Genomic DNA, 21,095 nt, shown 5'->3' with positions numbered 1-21,095 from the left:
AAAAGCTCCTGTTTTCCTACTAAACAGCTAGGACAATTCGTCATGACTTTAGCTGTTTCACCGGAATCAGCTAAAGTCTATTTTTCATCTTGAGAAGTAGCAAACTTCTATTATTGAACGAGGTTAAGTTGTTCAATCAGGCTGTCTTCATTCCAAACTTCAATACCTAACTGCTCGGCTTTTGTTAGTTTAGAACCTGCTTCTGCTCCTGCAATGACAAGGTCAGTTTTTTTGCTGACACTACCTGTAACAATACCACCTAACTCTTCTATTTTCGCCTTTGCTTCGTTACGTGTCAATTGCTCAAGTTTACCAGTTAATACGATTGTTTTACCTGCAAAAGGATTATCCCCTACAACTACCTCTATCTTTTTACCTTTATACGTCATATTGACGCCTACTTCAGCAAGGCGACCAATGACTGCACGTGCATCCTCATTTGAAAAATACTCGACAAGCGATGAAGCCATCTTATCACCAATCTCATGGATTGCTACCAGTTGCTCCTCTGTTGCTGTCATAACCGCTTCCATCGTTTCAAATTCCTCGGAAACAATTTTCGCTGCCTTTTCCCCAACATGTCGTATACCTAGTCCAATTAGTAAACGCTCCATCGAATTTTCCTTGGAAGCCTGAATCGCATTGACTAAATTCGTAGCAGATTTTTCACCCATTCGCTCAAGCTCAACAAGCTGCTCTACAGTTAAGTGATACAAATCAGAGACATCATGAATTAAATCTGCACGTAATAATTGCTCAACGACCTTATCCCCAAGACCATCAATATTCATAGCATTACGTGAAACAAAGTATTTAATGCTCTCCGCAATTTGTGCAAAACATGCAGGATTTACACAACGTAATGCCACTTCACCTTCAATACGAATAAGCTCACTATCACAGACAGGACAGTTTTTAGGCATGACGAATGGAACTGAATCCTCAGGGCGTTGCTCTACTAACACGCCTACAACTTGTGGAATAATGTCGCCAGCTTTTCGGATTATGACTGTATCGCCTAAGCGGATATCCTTATCTCGAATTAAATCCTCATTGTGTAACGATGCACGTTGAACCGTTGTACCTGCAACTTGAACAGGCGCTAAAATGGCAGTTGGTGTAACAACCCCTGTACGTCCAACTGTTAAATCAATATCAAGTAATGTTGTGACTACTTCCTCAGCAGGGAATTTATAGGCAATTGCCCATCGTGGACTCTTTGCCGTATAACCAAGTTCATCCTGCTGTGCGTAACGGTCTACCTTAATGACAATGCCGTCAATTTCATAGGCTAAATTCGGTCGATTTTCAGTCCATTCTTCGATAAAGGCTAGTACCTCCTCAATCGTTGAACAGCGTTGACGCTCTTTATTTGAAGGGCAGCCTAGACCCTCTAAATAATCGAGCATCTCTGCATGACCGTCAATACCATACGCCTCTCCATCTCCCCCAATCGCATAAATAAAGGTTGATAGCTGACGACTCGCTGCTATTTTAGGATCTAACTGACGTAAAGAGCCAGCAGCTGCATTACGCGGATTGGCAAATAACTCCTCACCATTTTCAGTACGCTGAGCATTTAATTTTTCAAATGATTTTTTAGGCATATACGCCTCACCACGAACTTCAATTGTGATGGGCTCCTTCAATCGAAGAGGTATTGCCCGAATCGTTTTTAAGTTTGTTGTAATTTCTTCCCCTACAACACCGTCTCCTCGCGTTGCCCCCTGTACAAAAACTCCATTTTCGTATTTCAGAGAAATGGCAAGACCATCAATTTTCAGCTCACAAACATAGGAAAAGTTATCGCCGATTGCTTGACGCACTTTACGGTCAAATTCACGCAAGTCTTCTTCATTAAAAGCATTTGATAGACTAAGCATAGGATAATCGTGTGTCACTTTTTTAAAGCCTTCTACCACTGCTCCTCCAACACGCTGTGTCGGTGAATCTGGATAAATTAGTGACGGATTTGCTTCCTCTAATGCAAGAAGTTCATGTAATAATTGGTCATAAACACTATCGGCTACGACAGGTTTATCCAACACGTAATAGGCATGGCCATATTCATGTAACAATTTATTTAACTCCGCAATGCGTTGTTCTATTTCGTTCATTTAAGTTCCTCCGCTTACGCTTTTTCAATAGGTGCAAATTGTGCCAGTAATCGCTTAATACCGATAGGCTGTGGAAAGGCGATATCTAGCTCTGTACTATCACCCTCACCTTTTACACTGACAACCATACCTGTCCCCCATTTTTTATGGATTGCCTTATCTCCGGCCTTCCAGCCATGTTGATCTCCACCAGTTGTTTGTAAACGAGATGTCGCAGGTTGTGTTTTCTGAACCGCTCCAAGTGTACGTTTTTGATAGCCTCCTGCCGAACGGTTACTAGAGGCAAACGGTACTTCAGGCTTCGCGCCACCTTTAGAGATTGATTCCGTAATATCCTCCGAAATTTCACGTAAAAAACGTGAAGCATTGTTATAACTTGAACGACCAAAAATCGTCCGACTTTGTGCACTAGTTAAATACAAACGTTCCTCTGCACGTGTTATGCCCACATAAGCGAGGCGACGTTCTTCTTCCATTTCATCCATATCGTCAAGTGAACGAGAATGCGGGAAGATATTTTCCTCCATTCCAATGATAAAGACGACTGGGAATTCTAAGCCCTTTGCGGCATGCATCGTCATTAAAATAATGTTGCCCTTCGATGTATCCTCTTTATCAAGTGCATCAATATCTGCAATTAGAGCTAAATCTGTTAAAAAAGCAATTAAGCTCTTATCATCACTACGTTCTTCAAATGCCTTCGTCACTGATAAAAACTCTTCAATATTTTCTAAGCGACTTTCTGCCTCAATCGTCTTCTCATTTTGAAGCATTGCACGATAACCAGATTTTTCAATGACCTGCTCTACAATTTCAGTAACAGATAAATAATCCTGCATTTCTGTAAAACCTTTAATCATCGCATAAAACTGCTCAGCTGAAGTAGCAGCCTTCCCTGATAGTCCCATAAACAAGAGATCATTCATTGCATCAAAAATAGAGCGATCCTGTTCAATCGCATAGCGCGCCATTTTTTCAAAGGAAGTGGCACCAATACTACGCTTTGGTTCATTAATAATACGTGCAAGTGATAAATCATCATCATTATTGGCAATAAGACGTAAATAGGCAAGCAAATCCTTAATCTCTTTACGATCATAGAACTTAGTACCGCCAACAATTTGATAGGCCATATTGGACTTAACAAGCACTTCCTCCATCACACGGGACTGAGCATTTGTACGATATAGTATCGCAAAGTCATCAAATGTACGATCTTCTTTTTGAATAAGCTGTTGGATTGTTTGTACAACGAATTGCGCTTCCTCTTGCTCGTTATACGCTTTGTACAACACAATTTTTTCACCTTCTGCATTTTCTGTACGCAGTTCTTTTGGATAACGTGTTGTATTATTTTGAATGACGTCATTTGCCGCTTGTAGGATGCGTTTTGTTGAACGATAATTTTGCTCAAGCATAATGGCCTTAGCATTCGGATAATGCTTTTCGAATGACAGAATATTGCCAATATCTGCACCACGCCAACGATAAATCGATTGGTCTGAATCCCCAACAACACAAATATTTTTAAATTTTTTCGCAAGTAACTGCACTAGTAAATATTGGGATTTATTCGTATCCTGATATTCATCCACATGAATATATTGAAATTTATTTTGATAGTATTCAAGCACTTCTGGTACACGCTTGAATAATGTAATAGTTGTCATTATTAAGTCATCAAAATCGAGGGATTGATTGCGGCGTAGTCTTTTTTCATAACCTTTATAAACACGAGCAATCGTTTTTTCGTAAGGATTATTTTCATTGATTTGACCTGCATAATCGTCTGCAGCTATACATTCGTTTTTTGCTGAACTAATCGCATTTAAAACCGCACGTGGTTCAAAACGCTTCGTGTCAATATTTTCATCCTTCATAACATTTTTGACAACTGATAGCTGATCGGTAGAATCTAAAATTGAAAAGTTACGTGATATCCCAAGCTGATCAATATTACGTCGTAAAATACGCACACACATCGAGTGGAATGTTGACACCCACATACTATCGCCAGTTCCGTTACCGAGAATGCCATCAATACGCTCTCGCATTTCACGTGCCGCTTTATTTGTAAATGTGATTGCTAAAATCTTTGATGGATATACTTCTTTTTCGATTACTAAATATGCAATACGATGTGTTAATACACGCGTTTTCCCCGATCCTGCACCTGCCATAATCAACAACGGTCCTTCAGTTGTTTTTACCGCATTTTCCTGCTCAGGGTTCATACCTGCTAATAAGTTTTTCGTTAACTGCTCCATTTCGCACCGCCTTACAAACGTTTTTTCATCAATTATGCCTCGGCATAATTGCGTCCGGAATCGGCTTTGTGCTTGCACAAAGAACTCCTTTCCGATTCTGTGACATCCGCCGGAGGCTTTAACTTCTTTCAGCAGGTGTCTTTTGTACCGAAAGCGTAGCGACAGGTACAGGTGTTTGGACACCCACTGAAAAGTAACTTAAATCCGTATTCATCTCACCCCTATAGAGGTGGGGAAACTTCTGCTGAAAGAAGTTAAATTATATCGTATTTTTTACAGCCTTAACAGTCGCAAGTGCAGCTTTTAAATCTTCATAAATAATATTACCCACTACTACAGTATCAGCATATTTTGCCATTTCAGATGCTTGCTTAGCAGATGTAATACCGCCACCGTAAAACAGTCTCGTATTTTTCAGTTCGTTTTTCACAGCACTTACAACCTCAATATCGCCATAAGTACCGCTATACTCTACATAAAACACAGGCAATCTGAAGAAATTTTCAGCCATTCGTGCATAGGCGACAACATCATCAATTGATACATCCGTTTTCGCATTCGTTACTTCTGCTACTTTACAGGCCGGGTTTAAAATACAATACCCTTCCGCTACTAATTCATCCCACACCATAATATCTCCATATTCCTTAATGGCTTCATGGTGTAAATTTTTTATCCACTTTGGATCATCACTATTTAACACTGTCGGTATGAAATAATAATCATAACCTGGTGTTACTGAATCAATTGTAGAAATTTCAAGTGCAATTGGTACTTCAAAGCGTCGTACACGGACAAGCAAATCTAATACGCCGTCTAATGTTACACCATCTGTTCCACCAACTAAAATGACATCTGTACCTGATTCACAAATTCTTTCTAGTGCCTCATCTGAAATATCTTTCGCTGGGTCTAGCTTGAACACATGTCTCCATTCTAAATAATCCATCTATTTTACCACCTATCATTTTCTATCTATTCGTTTACAAGTATAGCTTATGACTGTCGACAAAAAAATGAAAAAGACTGAGCAGAACCTCTACCCAGCCTCTTTACCTACTATTCTTTTGGTGCTTGAAACGGCTTCTCATCTGGATACAAACGACCTAGCATTTCATCGTATGTATCATTCCCATAATCAAAGCAACGACGTACACGTGAAATAGTCGCTGTACTTGCGCCTGTTTCCTTTTTAATGGATTCGTAGGTTTTCTTTAAACGTAGTAAATGCGCAACCTCAAAGCGTTGTGCCAGCGATTGAATTTCACTAATCGTACATAAATCATCAAAAAATTTATAGCATTCTTCGATGTCTTTTAGCTCCAACACTGCTTTAAATAATTGATCTGTTTGATGCCCTCGAATTTTTTCGATTTGCATGCAATTTTCCTCCCTTTAAGGCTGCGTTTTCACCATTGCTTGTAACCCTGGTGAAGATGGTACGAAATGCACCCAAGACTTCCCTGGTACTAGCTTTACAAGCTCCCCAGACTCTTCTACAGCCATCGGTATTCCATCAATATTAGACCATTTGACTTCTCTCATATAGCCATTTTGAAATACATACGCATTTCCACCAGAAGTTAAATCAATTTCTTGGCGTCCCTCATTATCAATCGTTTGATGTTGCATTTCAAAAAATAGAACATTTGCCAATGATAATGTTTCGCCTGATAACATATCCTTTGTGTCAACGCCAGCCGATTGTCGTCCATAACGATTACTTTCATGATCATATACATATGAATTATGGAAATACTCACTATTTCCGTAGTAAATGTCAATTTGACTTGTTTCATTGCCTATTTTACCACGTTCATCGGGTTCATAAAAAGCCTGACTTACTTTTTCACGGTAAATCATTGAAGCGTCCACTTTTTCAGCTCCATTTAATATATTTTCAGACGTAATATACGAGTTGTGTGGAGCAACACGATCTTTTGAACGTTTAAAAAGTGTACCATCATAATCCATACCATTTATATTGTCGACTACATTATTACTAAGCAAAGATTTTGCCTCTGGGCTGTAGCCATGAGCTACATAAAATGCATCATAGCCCTTTGCAAGATCAACAAAATAAGAGCGAGCACTGCGAACAGGCCCTATATTTTCTGGCAGTTCACTTTGATAGACTGCTAAAAGACGAGTGACATTGCCTTCTGCTAACATTTCATAAATAATATCTGCTGCACCTATACCTGATTGCGGACGTGCTGCTGGATGATTATTAATAGTAACAATAATTGGGCGTTGTGTGATTTCTTCCTTAACAGCCTCACCTGTCAATGGAGCAAAATTCGTCTCTTCATTTATAGTTTCTTCAACAGCTGGTTCTTCATCAGCCTTTTTCGTATCGTCTTCTTTCACTTCCGACGAATCCTTTGAACATCCCCCTATCAACAAGGTACTAAAGGCCACGGCTATAAATAGTTTTTTTGATTTGAACACAAGTATTACTCTCCTTTTATCCATTGAAACGCTATAGTGAAACTTTAACTAGCGCATAACTGCTGGTAATAATAACTTATTCTTCATAACATCAAAAATCCCTTTTGGTGTTATACGGATATATGGTAAATGAGTAGATTGTAAAAACACTAAAGAATAAATGGCGTCTCCTAAGTGGTAACCGCGTTCTGCCAATGCTTGTTTTAAGTTCTTCTCTTTTTCTGTTAACTCCTTAACATCGCCATCATATAAAAAACCGCCAATAGTCAATGGTATAGCAGAAACTACTTCTCCTTTTTCAACAAGTACGATACCACCACGCATTGCCTTCATCTCTTCAAAGGCTTTGATCATATCTTCTTTATTTTTTCCGATAAGTAAAATGTCGCCTGTATACGAATAAGATGAGGCAAAGCCTTGAACACTAGTAGCAAAGCCTTTAATCATCGTGTTAACATGCCAATTACCTTCTCTATTGATGAGCATTAAATAGCATTCATCATGATTTGCTAGCTGCCCTTCTCTAGTAATTAACGAGTTATATGGTTTCGTAATAACATCATTGATTAGCTCAATTCCAAACGGCATCGAGAATTGAAAATCATGTGACGTTAATGAAAAATCTAAATTAAATTCAGGTAACGCTGAATAATCAATTGCCGCAAGCCTTTGCACTTGCTCTCCATCGCGTTTTAACCAAACTCCTTTTGATAGTACGCTTTCAGGAACTGGATGCCATTCATCTTGTAAAATGTTGAGTGAAGCAAATCGACCAGTTGCGATAAAGCCATGTAGGTTGGACATATTATAATAGCAAGCCACATTATAGGATGCCATTTGATAGGCATCTATTGGTGCTACACCTGCATCTAAGGCTACCTGAATACATTTATCCATCACACCATCCTCATGGAATGACGGTGGTGAGCCATCTGTTGTCATCATTAAATGGTCAAAAATAGGTAGCTCTTTTTCAACGATTCCCTTCAACAAATTTGGTAAATCTGGGCGAATGGAAGAATGACGCAATGTCACAGCATATCCTTGCATAATACGTCGTTCCACTTCTTCCACTGTCATAGCTTCATGATCACCATCTGCACCAAGTAGCTTCATACGTGCTAAAGTTCGTTCTGATGCTCCTGGGAAGTGCCCTTCTATTTTTTTCCCATAGCCCTTAGCCATTTGCATACGATATAGCATTTGGTCATCACCATGTAACAACCTTGGCCAGCCTGTTAATTCGCCACCAAGTAAAACATCATCTCGCTCTAACCATTCTAAAATGGATGTATTAGAGAAAATTTCTTCCTCTTGTTCCATTTCAGTTTGTGAATCGAAACGTGTCCACCAATAAAATGAAAATGGTAGCTTTTTCAAATCATTCAGTATTGAAAACGCTTTCTTATTTTCTAAAGATAAAACGAAGCTTAAATTATCAGAAATAAAAGTTGTAGTTCCGAGCTGTCCACAAAAATCAGCAAAAGATTGTGGATGATATAATTGGAACGGATGAACATGTGGTTCAATATATCCTGGTACGATTATTTTATTCGTACAATCGACCACTTCTGTCCCTTCTAATAACGGAGGCATTCTATCACCAGCATAGACAATACGGTCTCCTAAAATCCAAATGTTCCCTACTATCCATTGTTTGAGCATGCTATGTAAATAACGTGCATTTTTTAAAACAATATCTGGTGCTTTTTTGCCATCAATAACAGCTAATTGTTGGCGTAATTCTGTTATTTTCCATACTGGATCCATTCTATTCGCTCCTTCCTAAATTACGTAAAATTTCATTGTGTAAATTCAACTTGAAATCACATACTACTACTGCATAAACGCTTTTTTCCCTAAAAATAGTCCTTTATGCAATCATCTTGTTTCAATCGTAACACAGCACTTTCATAAAGCAAAGTGCCCCCCGCTTTATTTTTTCCACAATGACTAAAGGAGGAAATATGATGATGCAACAAGCTAACTTAAGTGAAAAAAATGCCTTCTGTCGATTTGCCATGGGTACAAGTATGACGGCATATGGAATCGCCAAGGTCTCAAGAAATCCTGATTGTACGAAAGGTCGATTAATGATTGCATTAGGTGCCATGAAAATGGCTGAGGGTATCTTCAAATACTGCCCAACTAAAGCTTTAATGAGCTCTTGTATGGAGAATTCTATGGGCAACAGCAATAACAATAGCACCGGCAACTCTTCTATGCAAAGTATGTTCAGCGGCCAAAATCCTATGTCATCTGAACAAATCGATAAACTCATGAAGGATTTCTCCTCTGCTATATCTGGAAATACGTCAGCATCAACTGCTACTACTGCAAAGCAACCTGACGCCAGCACTTCAACTCAAAATTCCTCAGTCAATAAAAATTCTACAAATAAAGCACAAAATCCTTCTTAGTCAAAGGAGCCGTCTCAACTGTATTTTTGAGACGGCTCTTCCCTTATCCATCATACGTTTGAAAACAATAAGAAGTTTCAAAGTATGAAAAATTATATATTTAATTTAAGCGTAGGGTTGATTTCCGTTCCGGCTAGGCGCTTTCCTGGGGGCGTCCGATGAGCCGCTTCACTCGCGTTGCTCGCTCCAGGGTCTCATCTGTGACGCTAATCCCCAAGGAGTCGCCTAGCCTCCACTACAATCAACTATTTGCATGGCATACGTTTTAACAAAATGTCATCTCTAAATTACGATGATGGACCAAAATTTATTAAAAATACTTGTATGACATATTACCACAACGAGGGGTTAATTACCGCTCGCCAACTATCGTTCCCCTATTCGCTTTGCTCCAAGGTCTCATCTGTGACGCTGATTCCCAACGCCCAGACTCCACTACAATCAACTAGAATGGGCGCCTATAAACAACTTATATTTTCGAAGTCGACACGCCTGATATTATACTACTTAAACGTGCGCCAGCCGATATCTTTACGGAAGAAGAAATTGTCCCATTTTTCTGTTGCAATGCCTGCGTAAACTTTTTCTTGTGCTTCTTTTAAAGTAGATGCTTTTGCTCCAACTAATAAAACGCGGCCACCATTACCGACAAACTTCCCATCGACATGCTTTGTACCTGCATGGAATACTGCATGTGAAGCTGAAAGAGCCTCTAAGTTAGGTAATGCATTTCCTTTTGCAACGTCCCCAGGATAACCTTCTGCAGCTATAACCACACCAAGCATTGCTTCTTCAGACCATTGTAGATCGAATGGCTTTTCATCCATTAATGCCATCATAAATTCACCAAAGTCAGATGCCATACGTGGTAAAACTACTTGTGTTTCTGGATCTCCAAAGCGTGCATTAAACTCAATCACCTTCGGACCGTTTTTCGTTAAAATCAATCCTGCATATAGGATCCCTGTAAACGATACACCATCTGCCTCCATACCCTTTACCGTTGGCTCAACAATTGTTTGATAAGCAACGTCCACTACTTCTTGTGAAATTTGAGGTACTGGTGAATAGGCTCCCATACCACCAGTGTTAGGTCCTTTATCGCCATCATATGCACGTTTGTGGTCCTGAGCAATGACCATTGGATAAATCTGTCCTTTATGGACAAATGACATAAAGGAGAATTCTTCCCCGTCTAGGAATTCTTCAATAACAACACGAGAAGATGATTCTCCAAAGCGTTGGTTACCTATCATATCTTGTACAGCTTCAATGGCTTCATCTTCAGTCATTGCTACAACTACACCTTTACCAGCAGCCAAACCGTCTGCCTTGATCACAATTGGTGCACCTTGTTCTTTAATATATGCTATAGCCTTATCTGCTTCAGTGAACGTTTCATGGGCTGCTGTTGGGATCTGATATTTATTCATAATATCCTTAGCGTATGATTTACTGCTTTCGATTTGTGCTGCTGCCTTTGTTGGACCAAATACTCGTAAGCCACGAGTAGTAAAGAAATCCACGATTCCTTCAGCAAGTGGTTGCTCAGGACCAACAAAAGTTAAATCTACTGCATTTTCTTTCGCAAATTGTGCTAGTCCTGCAAAATCCATTGTATCAATAGCAACGATTTCTGCATCGCCTCTCATACCGTCATTACCAGGTGCTACAAATACTTTATTGACAGATGGTGAAATATTAAATTGTTTAGCGATAGCATGCTCACGACCGCCACTTCCAATTACTAATACGTTCATTTTAGGGAATCCTCCTATTTGTAAGTAAGACCGAGATGAGCCAACATCTCGGTCTAGTTTTTAACATATTCTAATTAGTGTTTGAAATGACGTACGCCAGTGAATACCATTGTAATACCGTACTCATTTGCTTTATCGATGGAATCCTGGTCTTTAATAGATCCACCTGGTTGAATAATAGCTGTAATGCCCGCCGCTGCAGCCGCTTCTACTGTATCGTTCATTGGGAAGAATGCGTCTGATGCTAATGCTGCACCTTTTGCCTTTTCTCCAGCTTGCTCAAAAGCGATTTTAGCCGCTCCAACACGGTTCATTTGACCAGCACCAACACCAAGAGTCATTTGAGAATCCGTCACAACGATTGCGTTTGATTTCACATGTTTCACAACTGCCCAGCCAAGTTGTAATGCTTCCCATTCTTGTGCTGTCGGTTCACGGTCTGTCACTACTTTAATATCTGCATTTGCAAATCCATAGCGATCTGGTTCTTGTACAAGAAGACCACCTTCAACCGATACTACATTGAATTGATCTTGTTTTGCTTGCTCGAAAGGAATTGTTAATAAGCGAATATTCTTCTTCTTCGTTAAAATATCAAGTGCTTCTTGAGAGAATGATGGTGCAATAATAATTTCTAAAAAGATATGGCTTAATTTTTCAGCAGTTGCTGCATCTACTTCCATGTTTAATGCAATAATGCCACCAAAAATTGAAGTTGAGTCTGCTTCGTATGCTTTATCAAATGCCTCTTCTAAAGTTTCACCTGTACCAACACCACAAGGGTTCATATGCTTTACAGCTACTGCTGCAGGCATTTCAAACTCTTTTACAATTTGTAATGCTGCATTCCCATCTTGAATATTGTTGTATGATAATTCTTTACCATGTAGTTGCGTTGCATAAGCTAATGAGAATTCAGAGCCCAGACGTTTTTGATAGAAAGCGGCTTTTTGATGAGGATTCTCTCCATAGCGTAAGTTCTGTTTTAATTCATATGTCATTGTTAAGCTCTCAGGGAACTCTTCTTCTGTTAAGTGGTTTGATATATATGAATCATAAGCGGCTGTGTGACGGAAAACTTTCGCAGCTAACTTACGACGTGTTTCAATTGTCGTTGCACCCTGTGCCTTTAGTTCCTCTAATACGTTCGCATAGTCATTGCTATCTACAATGACTGTAACATATTGATGGTTTTTTGCTGCAGAACGTAACATTGTTGGACCACCGATATCAATATTTTCGATCGCATCGTCCCATGTTACATTAGGCTTTGAAATTGTTTCAACGAACGGGTAAAGATTAACACAAACAATCTCAATTGGCTCAATTCCATGCTCATTCATTTGTGCTTGATGAGACGCGTCATCAAACTTTCCTAATAATCCACCATGAATCATTGGATTTAACGTTTTTACACGACCATCTAGAATTTCAGGGAATTTAGTTACTTCATCTACTGCTGTTACGGCAACATTATTGTCTTGTAACATTTTTTTCGTACCACCAGTTGATAAAATTTCATAACCTAATGCTACTAATTCTTTTGCAAATTCTAAAATACCATCTTTATTGGAAACACTGATTAATGCACGTTTTGTCACAACGATATCCTCCTAATTTTCATCGTGTTTGCCACGAATATGTCTTGCTATTATTGATAGAGTAGAGTTAGGCTGTATTGTTCCAGAAGACCTAACTCCTCACCACTGAATTACTTTAATAACTGCTGTAAAGCTTTTGTATATAGTACATGCTCTTCCTTATGAACTGCCGTTTCTGTTGCCTCACGATTACCATCAACAACTGACACTGCCGCTTGTGCAATAATAGGGCCTGTGTCCATACCTTCATCTACAAAATGCACAGTTACGCCTGTTATCTTGACGCCATGTTCCATCGCTTGGCCGATGGCATCCTTTCCAGGGAAAGCTGGTAATAGTGAAGGATGAATATTCACAATGCGCTGTGGATATGCCGTTAGTAATACGTCACTAATTAAGCGCATATAACCTGCAAGCACGATCCATTCCACATGACATTCATGAAGAGCCTCGATTATAGCAGTCTCATAATCTGCTTTTGAAGCAAACTCTTTTGGACTTAAAGCTAGCACTGGTATATTAAAGTTTTCAGCACGTGTAACTACATACGCACCAGGCTTATCTGTAACAACAAGTTCGACCTTTGCATTCAGTTCGCCACGTTCAATGGCCTCTTGAATGGCCTGAAAGTTACTACCGCTGCCTGAAGCAAAAACGGCAATTTTAGTTGGTGCAGTCATTACACTAAACTCCCATCATGTGAGCCATTGAATACAACACCATCGCCTTTCACAACGCGACCGATTTTATATGCCTTTTCTCCATTTGCTTCTACTGTTGCAAGCACTTTATCTACTTCATCTGCTGGTACAGCTAAAACGAAGCCAATACCCATGTTAAAGACATTATATAAATCTTTGTCTTCTAGCTGTCCTTTTTCTTTTAAAAACTCAAATATACGTAAGACAGGCCAAGCACCTAAGTCAATTTCAGTTGCTAAACCTTCAGGCATCATACGAGGTAGATTTTCATAAAAGCCACCGCCAGTTACATGTGCACAGCCATGAACGTCTGCTGCTTTTAAAGCTGCAAGCACAGGTTTTGCATATAGTTTTGTTGGCACCAACAAAGCTTCCCCGATAGGACCAAGATCCTCAAAGCCTTCCACAATGGAATCAACAGCGTAATTATGATCAGCAAAGACAATTTTTCGTACTAATGAGTAACCATTTGAATGCACACCACTTGAAGCAATACCAACAAGCACATCACCTTCTACGATGTTCTCACCTGTTACGATGGCAGATTTTTCACAAGCTCCTACTGCAAAACCAGCCAAATCATACTCATCTTCTTCGTAAAGACCAGGCATCTCTGCAGTTTCACCACCGATTAATGCCGCACCAGATTGCACACAGCCATCCGCAACGCCTTTTACAATTTGTTCAATTTTCGCTGGCTCAGCCTTTCCAAGAGCTACATAGTCTAAAAAGTAAAGTGGTTCAGCACCTTGCGCTACAATATCATTGACACACATCGCTACACAGTCCACACCAATCGTGTCATGCTTGTCCACCATAAATGCTAGCTTTAGCTTTGTCCCAACACCATCTGTACCTGAAATAAGAACAGGTTCCTTAAGATTTAGTTCTGACAAGTCAAACATACCACCAAAGCCACCAAACGTTCCCATCACACCTAGACGGTTTGTACGTTCAACGTGAGACTTCATTCGTTTTACGGCTTCATAGCCCGCTTCAATATTTACACCTGCTTGTTCATATGCTTTTGACACGCAGAGTTCCTCCTTATCATCCAAATTGCCTTAGCACATCTGAATCTAAAATAGCTAGGCATAGTTAGATGTTTTTCTTAACGTAATAGTTCTTTTTCATGTGGTAAGATTGTATCTGGAAAAATTTCCGTTGGATATTTGCCTGTAAAACAAGCTAAGCATAGTCCACGGTTTTCATCTTCATATGGTCTTGCAATCGTCTCTACCATACCTTCAACGGAAAGGAATGTTAATGAATCGGCTCCTATCGCGTCACGGATTTCCTCTACATTGTGGCTCGATGCAATCAGTTCCTCATGCGTTGAAGTATCGATGCCATAATAGCAAGGATCCGTCATTGGTGGTGAAGAAATGACAACATGTACTTCTGCCGCGCCTGCATCTTTTAACATTTTTACAATACGTCGTGAAGTTGTACCACGAACGATTGAATCATCCACCATCACTACTCGTTTACCTTTTACGACTTGAACAACTGGAGAAAGCTTCATTTTCACACCGCGTTCACGTAATTCCTGTGTTGGTTGAATAAATGTACGACCTACATAACGATTTTTAATAAGACCCAGCTCATATGGGATACCACTTTCCTCTGCAAAGCCGATAGCTGCAGAAATACTTGAATCAGGTACACCAGTTACAACATCAGCTTCAATGTGTGCACATTCACGAGCAAGCTGTTTCCCCATACGTTTACGTGCCATATGAACGTTAATACCATCAATATCAGAGTCAGGACGTGCTAAATAAACGTACTCCATCGCGCACATTGCACGTTTATTCATATCTGCGAAACGATCAGATTTGACACCCTCGTCGTTAATAATTAATAACTCACCTGGTTCAACAGATCGAACAAATTCCGCACCTATTAAATCAAATGCACAAGTTTCAGAGGCTACAACCCAGCCATCTCCTAGCTTTCCAAGAGATAATGGACGTAAACCATGTGGATCACGTGCAACAAGCATTTCATCTTTCGTCATAATTAAGAATGAATACGCACCCTTTAATAATGAAAGGGCATTTTTCACCTTTGCACGGAATGGTGAATGCGAGCTTTTCTTAATAAGATGCGCTAGCACTTCTGTATCAGAGCTAGAATGAAAAATACTACCTTGTCGCTCTAAATACTGTTTTAAATGCGTTGCATTGACTAAGTTACCGTTATGAGCAATTGAAAGGCTACCAGTTGAGGAGTGGAATAATAACGGTTGTACATTTTCAATACCGCCTCCACCGGCAGTCGTATAACGAACATGAGCAATGGCTGCTTTTCCGTTAACCGCCTTTAATTTCTCTTCGTTGAAAACATCATTAACTAGTCCTTCGCCTTTCACCGCGCGAAGATGCTGCCCGTCAGAAACGACAATTCCTGCGCCTTCTTGGCCACGGTGTTGAAGAGCATGAAGCCCGTAATAACTAAGGTGTGCTGGACTTGGGTTACCCCAAATACCAAACACCCCACATTCTTCGTTTAAGCCTCTGAGTTCAGCAAGCATGGGATTGCTCCTTTCCAATTAGAACGGAATTCCTCCACTGTACCTTCTACAAGCACACCGTTGTCACCGTTAATTTTAACTAGCGCATTGTTTGTTACGACACCGATTTTTTGTGCATCTTTTACAATCTCTACAAATTCAGCTGCATTTTCTTCTTTTACTGATACAACGAAACGAGATTGTGTTTCACTAAATAATGCTGTAGTTGCAGAGCCAGTTAATGTAACCTCAACACCTAAGCCATTTGCGCCAAATGTTGTTTCAGCAAGCGCTACTGCAAGACCACCTTCTGCTACATCATGTGCAGATTGTACGATTCCTGCTTTAATTGCTTTTAGCAATGCTTGTTGACGTGCAGCTTCAATATCCAAGTCAATAGCTGGTGCTTTTCCTGAAATAACCCCATTATTTAATAATTTTTGAAGCTCAGACCCACCAAATTCAGTTTTTGTATCACCGATCACAAATACTACATCGCCAGTAGCCTTCACTTCTTGTGTTGTTACATGTGCTAAATCTTCAATTAGACCAACCATACCGATTGTTGGTGTTGGGTAAACCGCTTCTCCAGAACGTTCGTTATAAAGAGATACGTTACCACCGATTACAGGTGCATTCAGTGCCGTACAAGCTGCTGAAATACCATCAGCTGATTTTTCAATTTGCCAGAAGATTTCTGGTTTCTCAGGATTACCGAAGTTTAAGCAGTCAGTAATCGCTAATGGTGTACCACCAGTTGCTACAATATTACGAGCTGCCTCTGCTACAGCAATAGCACCGCCCACCTCTGGATCTAGGTAAATATAACGAGAGTTACAGTCTGTCGTCATCGCTAAGCCTTTGTTTGTACCGCGAACACGGATAACTGCTGCATCAGAACCTGGTGCAACGACTGTTGATGTACGTACTTGATAATCATATTGATCGTAAACCCACTCTTTTGAAGCGATTGTTGGCGCTTTTAAAAGTGCATTTAATGTTTCTTTGTTATCTGTTACAACTGGTTCAATGTTTTCCATCGCTTGGAACTCACCATAGTAAGCAGGCTCTGCAGATGGCTTATGATAAACTGGTGCATCTTCTGCAAGTGCATCAGCAGGTACTTCAGCTACAACTTCACCATTGTGTAATAAGCGAAGCATTTTATCATCTGTCACTCGACCAATTGCCACAGCATCTAAATCATATTTATCAAAGATCGCTTTAATTTCATCTTCGCGACCTTTTTTCACAACAAGTAGCATACGCTCCTGAGATTCAGATAGCATCATTTCATAGGCTGTCATGCCTGTCTCACGTTGTGGAACTAAGTCTAAGTTCATTTCTACGCCAGAACCAGCCTTAGAAGCCATTTCTGCTGATGAAGAAGTTAGACCAGCAGCCCCCATATCTTGAATACCTACTAGAGCGTCAGATTTTACTACTTCTAAACACGCTTCAAGTAAAAGTTTCTCCATGAATGGATCCCCTACTTGGACTGCAGGACGTTGGTTCTCTGATTCTTCTGTTAACTCTTCAGATGCGAATGTTGCACCATGGATACCATCACGACCTGTTTTTGCGCCAACATACATTACTGTATTTCCTACGCCAGCTGCGATTCCACGTTGAATATCTTTATGGTCAATTAAACCTACACACATTGCATTAACAAGTGGATTGCCTTCATAACAAGGATCAAATTGAATCTCGCCACCTACAGTAGGAATCCCGATACAGTTACCGTAACCTGCGATACCAGCAACTACCTCTTCAAATAAATATTTACCACGCGCTGATTTTAATTCGCCAAAACGTAGTGAGTTCAGCATCGCTATTGGACGTGCCCCCATCGAGAAAACGTCACGGATAATACCACCAACACCCGTTGCAGCACCTTGATATGGCTCGATTGCCGATGGGTGGTTATGTGATTCCATTTTAAATACAACTGCTTGTTCGTCACCAATATCTACAATCCCAGCACCTTCACCTGGACCTTGTAAAACTTGAGGACCCTTTGTAGGGAATTTACGTAACACTGGTTTTGAATTTTTGTATGAGCAGTGCTCAGACCACATTACTGAGAAAAGACCTGTCTCTGTCCAGTTTGGTAGACGTCCTAAAATACCTTCTACCATTGCAAATTCTTCGTCTGACATCCCCATACCAGCGTATAGCTTTTCATCTTTAATTTGCTGTGCTGTTGGCTCAAACTTAGTTGTTGACATGATTTTCCCTCCACTGCTTCACAATTGATTTAAATACTGCTAGACCGTCTGCTCCGCCCACTAGTGCATCAACAGCTCGCTCTGGGTGAGGCATCATACCTAATACATTGCCGCGCTCGTTTACAATCCCCGCGATATCTTCTAAAGAACCGTTTGGATTTTCACCTGAGTACGTGAATACGATTTGATTGTTGTCTTTTAATTTTTGTAGCGTTTCCTCATCACAGTAGTAGTTGCCTTCACCATGTGCGATTGGAATATTGATCATTTGACCTTGTTCATATTGGTTTGTAAATAATGTATTGTTGTTCTCAACCTTAAGCTGGATTGTACGGCACATGAATTTTAAATTTTTGTTGCGAAGTAATGCACCTGGTAATAAACCTGCTTCAGTTAAGATTTGGAATCCATTACATACTCCTAATACTGGCTTTCCAGCATCCGCTGCTTTCTTGACCTCTGCCATAATATTAGATTGGTTTGCCATCGCACCACAGCGAAGATAATCCCCGTATGAGAAGCCTCCTGGAACTAAAATACCATCAAAGCTACTTAAATCTGTTTCTGTATGCCATACATATTCTACTTCTTCACCTAGCTCGTCTTTAATCGCATGATACATATCGATATCACAGTTTGACCCAGGGAATACGAGTACTGCGAATTTCATGATTAGTTAGCCTCCTCGACTTCGTAACGGTAGTCTTCGATTACAACGTTAGTTAAAACCTTTTCACACATTTCTTTTACTAGAGTATCAATGTCACGTTCTGTATCTTTAATTGTTAGTTCAAGATATTTACCGATACGTAAATCTTCTACTTCAGCGTAACCCATTTTTACTAAAGAACCTTGTACGGCTGAACCTTGTGGATCAAGAATGCTCTCGCGTAATGTTACGTAAATTTTAACTTTTTTCATTGTTATTTGCCTCCGAGTCTAGAAAGTATAATAGTATAAACTTCAGTTAAATTACCAAGGTCTCTACGAAAGACATCTTTGTCTAACTTTTGCTTTGTAGTAGCATCCCAAAGTCTGCAAGTATCTGGTGATATTTCATCTGCCAGTAGTACATTTCCGTCATGGTCACGTCCGAACTCTAATTTAAAGTCAATTAGCGTAACGTTGACATCTGCAAATATTGGCTGTAGCACTTTGTTAACAGCTAGTGCACCGTCATAAATGGCTGTCACTTCTTCAGGAGTTGCAAGATCAAGTGCATCAATATGTTCCGTTGAAATGAGCGGATCACCAAGCTCGTCGTCTTTATAATAAAACTCAACGATTGGGCGTTTTAATGGTGAACCTTCCTCAAAGCCAAGGCGTTTCGCTAAGCTACCAGCCGCTATATTACGAACAACGACCTCAATCGGAATAATATCTACCTGTTTTACAAGCTGTTGCGTATCAGACAATTGTTTCACGAAATGTGACGCAATTCCGTAAGCTTGTAATTTTTCGAAAATTAACGAAGTAATGCGATTGTTTAATATGCCTTTTCCTTCAATCTCTTCTTTTTTCTCACCATTAAATGCTGTTGCACTATCCTTGTACTCAACGAGTAGAACATTTGGCTCCTCTGTTGTATACAATTTTTTTGCTTTACCTTCATACAAAAGTTGACCTTTAGTCATTTCGTTATTCCCCCTGGATATTATGAAATACATGCGGGTTCAGAATTGAATCGATCGTACAACGATTCAATTCTGTAACATCCGCTAGTGGCTCTACTTAGTTAAGTCCAAGACGTTCAAAAATCATGTCTACATGCTGTAAATGGTAGTTGTAGTCGAAGCACTCATCTAGCTCTTCCTTCGTTAAATGAGATGTAATTTTTTCACTTGCATCGACTAACGTACGGAACTGCACTTGCTCGTCCCACGCCTGCATCGCTAAAGGTTGTACTGTATCATACGCTTCCTCACGCACTAATCCTTTATCGATAAGTGCTAATAGAATACGTTGAGAGTAAATTAAACCGAATGTGCGACCCATATTACGTTTCATGTTTTCAGGGAATACTGTTAAGTTTTTCACAAGGTTACCGAAGCGATTTAACATATAGTTCAGTGTAATCGTTGCATCCGGTAAAATGACGCGCTCTGCAGATGAATGTGAAATATCACGTTCATGCCATAAAGCTACGTTTTCATAAGCCGTCACCATATAACCACGCATTAAACGTGACAACCCAACCATATTTTCAGACCCGATTGGATTACGTTTATGCGGCATCGCTGACGAACCTTTTTGCCCTTTTGCAAAGGCTTCTTCAACTTCTCGCGTTTCAGATTTCTGCAAGCCGCGAATTTCTGTTGCAAATTTTTCTATTGATGTTGCGATTAATGCCAAAGCACCTAAATACTGTGCATGGCGATCACGTTGCAATGTTTGTGTTGAAATAGGTGATGCTGTAAGTCCTAATTTATCGCATACATATTGCTCAACTCGAGGATCGATATTGGCATATGTTCCAACTGCTCCAGACATTTTCCCTGTTTCAATTACTTTTGCTGCCGCTTCAAAGCGCTCAAGGTTACGCTTCATTTCTTCATACCATAAACCTAGTTTTAAACCAAAAGTCGTTGGCTCAGCATGAACACCATGTGTACGTCCCATCATGACCGTATGCTTATGCTCTTTTGCTTTCGCTGCTATAATATCAATGAAATTCACGATGTCTTTACGTAAAATATCATTCGCTTGTTTAATTAAATAAGAAAGGGCCGTGTCAACTACGTCCGTTGAAGTTAAACCATAGTGCACCCATTTTCGCTCTTCACCAAGTGTTTCAGATACGGCACGAGTGAATGCTACAACATCATGACGAGTTTCTTGCTCAATCTCTAAAATACGATTTACATCAAATGAAGCATTTTCACGTATTTTAGCTACATCTTCTTTTGGAATGTCGCCTAATTCTGCCCAAGCCTCACATGCTAAAATTTCAACTTCTAGCCAAGCTTGATATTTATTTTGTTCTGTCCAAATTGCGCCCATTTCGGGTCTTGTGTAACGTTCGATCATTGCGT

Annotated in this window: 17 protein-coding genes; 1 reads left to right on the top strand and 16 read right to left on the bottom strand. The window is 39.9% G+C overall.

The genetic code is table 11. The annotated features are described in order from the left end of the window. Positions 1–110: 110 nt before the first annotated feature. The 6 genes from ligA to ACB089_RS02380 all read right to left on the bottom strand — a co-directional run bounded on the left by ligA (position 111) and on the right by ACB089_RS02380 (position 8,605). Positions 111–2,117, bottom strand: a complete 2,007-nt coding sequence (gene ligA / locus ACB089_RS02405) for an NAD-dependent DNA ligase LigA (RefSeq protein WP_374965168.1) — start codon at positions 2,115–2,117, stop codon at positions 111–113. A 14-nt stretch (positions 2,118–2,131) separates the two neighbouring features. Continuing rightward, entirely contained in the window at positions 2,132–4,384 is a 2,253-nt protein-coding gene (gene pcrA / locus ACB089_RS02400; protein WP_374967649.1) for a DNA helicase PcrA, read from the bottom strand. A gap of 259 nt (positions 4,385–4,643) precedes the next feature. Continuing rightward, the gene (locus ACB089_RS02395; RefSeq protein ID WP_374965166.1) at positions 4,644–5,333 is read right to left on the bottom strand and encodes a heptaprenylglyceryl phosphate synthase; all 690 of its coding nucleotides are present in this window, start codon (positions 5,331–5,333) and stop codon (positions 4,644–4,646) included. Between the two features lie 110 nt (positions 5,334–5,443). Beyond that, entirely contained in the window at positions 5,444–5,764 is a 321-nt protein-coding gene (locus ACB089_RS02390) for a YerC/YecD family TrpR-related protein (protein ID WP_004225717.1), read from the bottom strand. 15 nt (positions 5,765–5,779) lie between these two features. Then, complete coding sequence (locus tag ACB089_RS02385) at positions 5,780–6,835, bottom strand: DUF3048 domain-containing protein (RefSeq protein WP_068986380.1); 1,056 nt, start codon at positions 6,833–6,835, stop codon at positions 5,780–5,782. Positions 6,836–6,883: 48 nt separating this feature from the next. Beyond that, entirely contained in the window at positions 6,884–8,605 is a 1,722-nt protein-coding gene (locus tag ACB089_RS02380; RefSeq protein WP_374965163.1) for an adenine deaminase C-terminal domain-containing protein, read from the bottom strand. Positions 8,606–8,805: 200 nt separating this feature from the next. Between ACB089_RS02380 and ACB089_RS02375 the strand changes: the two genes are divergently transcribed. Then, on the top strand, positions 8,806–9,255 hold the full coding sequence (locus ACB089_RS02375) for a hypothetical protein (protein WP_375122128.1): 450 nt from the start codon (positions 8,806–8,808) through the stop codon (positions 9,253–9,255). 503 nt (positions 9,256–9,758) lie between these two features. Here the strand turns inward: ACB089_RS02375 and purD are convergent. The 10 genes from purD to purB form a co-directional block, all read right to left on the bottom strand. Next, complete coding sequence (gene purD / locus ACB089_RS02370; RefSeq protein ID WP_374965160.1) at positions 9,759–11,015, bottom strand: phosphoribosylamine--glycine ligase; 1,257 nt, start codon at positions 11,013–11,015, stop codon at positions 9,759–9,761. Positions 11,016–11,089: 74 nt separating this feature from the next. Next, positions 11,090–12,616, bottom strand: a complete 1,527-nt coding sequence (gene purH, locus ACB089_RS02365) for a bifunctional phosphoribosylaminoimidazolecarboxamide formyltransferase/IMP cyclohydrolase (RefSeq protein WP_368638618.1) — start codon at positions 12,614–12,616, stop codon at positions 11,090–11,092. A 110-nt stretch (positions 12,617–12,726) separates the two neighbouring features. Continuing rightward, positions 12,727–13,296 carry a phosphoribosylglycinamide formyltransferase gene (gene purN / locus ACB089_RS02360; protein WP_374965158.1) on the bottom strand — a complete coding sequence of 190 codons (570 nt, stop codon included), beginning with the start codon at positions 13,294–13,296 and terminating at the stop codon, positions 12,727–12,729. Then, on the bottom strand, positions 13,296–14,351 hold the full coding sequence (gene purM, locus ACB089_RS02355; RefSeq protein ID WP_374965156.1) for a phosphoribosylformylglycinamidine cyclo-ligase: 1,056 nt from the start codon (positions 14,349–14,351) through the stop codon (positions 13,296–13,298). The genes purN and purM overlap by 1 nt, the downstream gene beginning before the upstream one ends. Positions 14,352–14,428: 77 nt before the next feature. After that, the gene (gene purF, locus ACB089_RS02350) at positions 14,429–15,853 is read right to left on the bottom strand and encodes an amidophosphoribosyltransferase (RefSeq protein ID WP_374965154.1); all 1,425 of its coding nucleotides are present in this window, start codon (positions 15,851–15,853) and stop codon (positions 14,429–14,431) included. Further along, entirely contained in the window at positions 15,829–18,063 is a 2,235-nt protein-coding gene (gene purL, locus ACB089_RS02345) for a phosphoribosylformylglycinamidine synthase subunit PurL (protein WP_374965152.1), read from the bottom strand. The genes purF and purL overlap by 25 nt, the downstream gene beginning before the upstream one ends. After that, positions 18,050–18,733: a phosphoribosylformylglycinamidine synthase subunit PurQ gene (purQ, locus tag ACB089_RS02340; protein WP_223556708.1), complete on the bottom strand. Its 684-nt coding sequence runs from the start codon at positions 18,731–18,733 to the stop codon at positions 18,050–18,052. The genes purL and purQ overlap by 14 nt, the downstream gene beginning before the upstream one ends. A 2-nt stretch (positions 18,734–18,735) precedes the next feature. Continuing rightward, positions 18,736–18,984, bottom strand: coding sequence for a phosphoribosylformylglycinamidine synthase subunit PurS (gene purS / locus ACB089_RS02335; RefSeq protein ID WP_053482994.1), 249 nt, complete (start codon positions 18,982–18,984; stop codon positions 18,736–18,738). 2 nt (positions 18,985–18,986) lie between these two features. Beyond that, the gene (purC, locus tag ACB089_RS02330; protein WP_374965150.1) at positions 18,987–19,697 is read right to left on the bottom strand and encodes a phosphoribosylaminoimidazolesuccinocarboxamide synthase; all 711 of its coding nucleotides are present in this window, start codon (positions 19,695–19,697) and stop codon (positions 18,987–18,989) included. Positions 19,698–19,794: 97 nt separating this feature from the next. Beyond that, positions 19,795–21,090 (bottom strand): adenylosuccinate lyase, encoded by a 1,296-nt coding sequence (purB, locus tag ACB089_RS02325; protein WP_374965148.1) that lies wholly within the window; start codon positions 21,088–21,090, stop codon positions 19,795–19,797. Positions 21,091–21,095: the final 5 nt, after the last annotated feature.

Source organism: Lysinibacillus sp. RS10, assembly GCF_041956855.1.
In the GTDB taxonomy this organism is placed as follows: Bacteria; Bacillota; Bacilli; order Bacillales_A; family Planococcaceae; genus Lysinibacillus; species Lysinibacillus xylanilyticus_A.
The sequence above is the reverse complement of the archived record's forward strand: the minus strand, read 5'-3'. Positions and strand labels throughout refer to the sequence as shown.